Origin of the sequence: Acidisphaera rubrifaciens HS-AP3, from assembly GCF_000964365.1 — a bacterium.
GTDB lineage: Bacteria > Pseudomonadota > Alphaproteobacteria > Acetobacterales > Acetobacteraceae > Acidisphaera > Acidisphaera rubrifaciens.
Map to the genome: position 1 here is coordinate 1 of NZ_BANB01000842.1, position 1,891 is coordinate 1,891.

Consider the following 1,891-nt stretch of genomic DNA (forward strand, 5'->3'; position numbering starts at 1 on the left):
CCCGCCGACAGGCGCGCCGCCCCGCCTGCTGCGCGTGGCCGATTTTCCCCGCCCGCCGGCGCTCGAGCGCGAGCCGCGCCCACTACGCATCGTGCTGGGCGGCGTGACGATTGCCGAGACATCGGCGGCGTGGCGCATCCTGGAGACGACCCACCCGCCGACCTATTACCTGCCGCCCGACGCCTTCCGCGCGGACGCGGTCGAGGCATCGGACCGGCGCAGCTTCTGCGAATGGAAGGGCGTCGCCCGCTATGTGACGCTGCGCGGCGGCGGGCGGCGCGCGCCGGATGCCGGCTGGTTCTATCCGGCCCCCTCGCCCGCCTATGCCGCGCTGCGCGACCACATCGCCGTCTATGCCGGGCGCATGGATGCGTGTTTCGTCGGCGACGAGCGCGTCGTGCCGCAGCCGGGCGGCTTTTACGGCGGGTGGATCACGTCCGACCTGATCGGCCCCTTCAAGGGCGCGCCCGGCACCGAGTGGTGGTGAGGCGGCGGCGTCTCAGCCGAGATGGCCGGTCTTGCGATACAGCAGCGCCCCGCCCCGGCTGCCCAGCGCGAGCCGTGCGCCCGCCGGACGGCGAACCCAGGCGCCGGCGCCCATCGTCGCGCCGTCCAGCAGCAGGTCGCCCTCGACGACGAACAGCTCGATCCCGCCGGGCCATGTCTCCGTCGCCCCCGCATGGTCCGGCGGCAGACGGAGCATCGCGACGGTCTCCCACGGCGCCTCGAACAGCACGGCGCCGCGCACCCCGTCGCCGAGATCGCGCCACAGCCCGGGATCGCGCGTGTCCAGGCGGACATGCGCGGTCTCCGCCGGCGGCATCTGCCGCAGCTTGACGAGGATCGTGGCCCCCGGGGCGCTGGCCGGCGTGTGGCGCGAGCCGGGCGGGTTGCGGACGTACCAGCCGGCCGGGAAGTCGCCCGTCTCGTCGGAGAACACGCCGTCGAGCACGAGAAACTCCTCGCCCGCGCCATGGGTGTGCGGGGAGAAGGCGGAGCCGGGCGCATAGCGGACCAGCGACGTCGCGCGCGCGACCTCGTCGCCGTCGCGCTCCAGCATGCGGCGCTCCACGCCCGCGATCGGCGAGGCGACCCAGTCGAGGGCCGCGCTGTCCACGGCGGCGGGGCGGCCGAGATCGGCATTGATCAGCATGGCCGGACTCGGCCACGGAGCGGGGGACCGGTCAAGGCGCGCCCCCGATTCGCCCGGCCGCGATGACGGGGCGCCCGGGTGCGAGCAGCAGACGCGCCGCGTCACGCACGCACGCCTCGAACAGCGACAGGTCGGACCACGCGTCGGCCAGCGGCGCCGCGTGCAGCCGCCCTCCGGAATCGGTGATCGCGGCCGGGATCATGAGATTCTCGACGAGGCCGAAATCCTCCACGGCCAGGCCGTCGGCATCGCGGGGGCCGCCGCCGCTGCGCGCCCGCAACGTCTCGCCCGAGGCCGACCACGCGAACACCGGGCGGCCGAGCGCGCGCATGAACCCGACCTCGAACACGGTGCCCACGTCGGCGCTCGGTCCGCGAAACGGCGTCAGGTTGGCGATCAGCGCATCGGCGCCGCGGATATGCGCCTCGTTCACCCGCGCGATGCGGTGCCAGTCCGGCACGTCGGCGGCCCCGTCCGGCAAGGGCGGCGACGGGGCGTCGAGGGGGAAGACGCCGCGCAGGCCATGGGTGCGGCAGATCGCCTTCAGGGCGTCGGCACGCGCCGTGGCGTCGGGCAGGAACACGTCCGGGCCTGCCAGATAGACTCGCGGCGGAGCGCGCATGTCCGACATGCGTGCGACCCTGCCCTGTCACGCGCGCGTCGCCAAGTGATCACGGCGTCGCACCGACCGCGCCGCGCAACGCCGGGGCCGACACGGCATACAGGCCCCGGGCCGCC

General features: G+C 74.9%; 3 protein-coding genes. 1 reads left to right on the top strand and 2 read right to left on the bottom strand.

What is annotated here, in order from left to right; all coding sequences use genetic code 11:
• Positions 1-487 (top strand): DUF427 domain-containing protein (locus tag B8460_RS18375; RefSeq protein WP_307188645.1); only part of this gene is annotated, 487 nt, incomplete at its 5' end.
• Positions 488-499: 12 nt separating this feature from the next.
• On the opposite strand, the gene B8460_RS18380 is transcribed toward B8460_RS18375, so the two are convergent.
• Together B8460_RS18380 and B8460_RS18385 are read right to left on the bottom strand one after the other, a co-directional pair.
• Positions 500-1,153 carry a cupin domain-containing protein gene (locus B8460_RS18380; RefSeq protein ID WP_048863073.1) on the bottom strand — a complete coding sequence of 218 codons (654 nt, stop codon included), beginning with the start codon at positions 1,151-1,153 and terminating at the stop codon, positions 500-502.
• 31 nt (positions 1,154-1,184) lie between these two features.
• Positions 1,185-1,775, bottom strand: a complete 591-nt coding sequence (locus B8460_RS18385; RefSeq protein ID WP_048863075.1) for a nucleoside 2-deoxyribosyltransferase — start codon at positions 1,773-1,775, stop codon at positions 1,185-1,187.
• Positions 1,776-1,891: the final 116 nt, after the last annotated feature.

Excerpts from the sequence above, each read along its gene's own strand:
- B8460_RS18380 (WP_048863073.1), bottom strand. The coding sequence starts at position 1,153 with ATGCTGATCAATGCCGATCTCGGCCGCCCCGCCGCCGTGGACAGCGCG.
- B8460_RS18385 (WP_048863075.1), bottom strand. The coding sequence starts at position 1,775 with ATGCGCGCTCCGCCGCGAGTCTATCTGGCAGGCCCGGACGTGTTCCTG.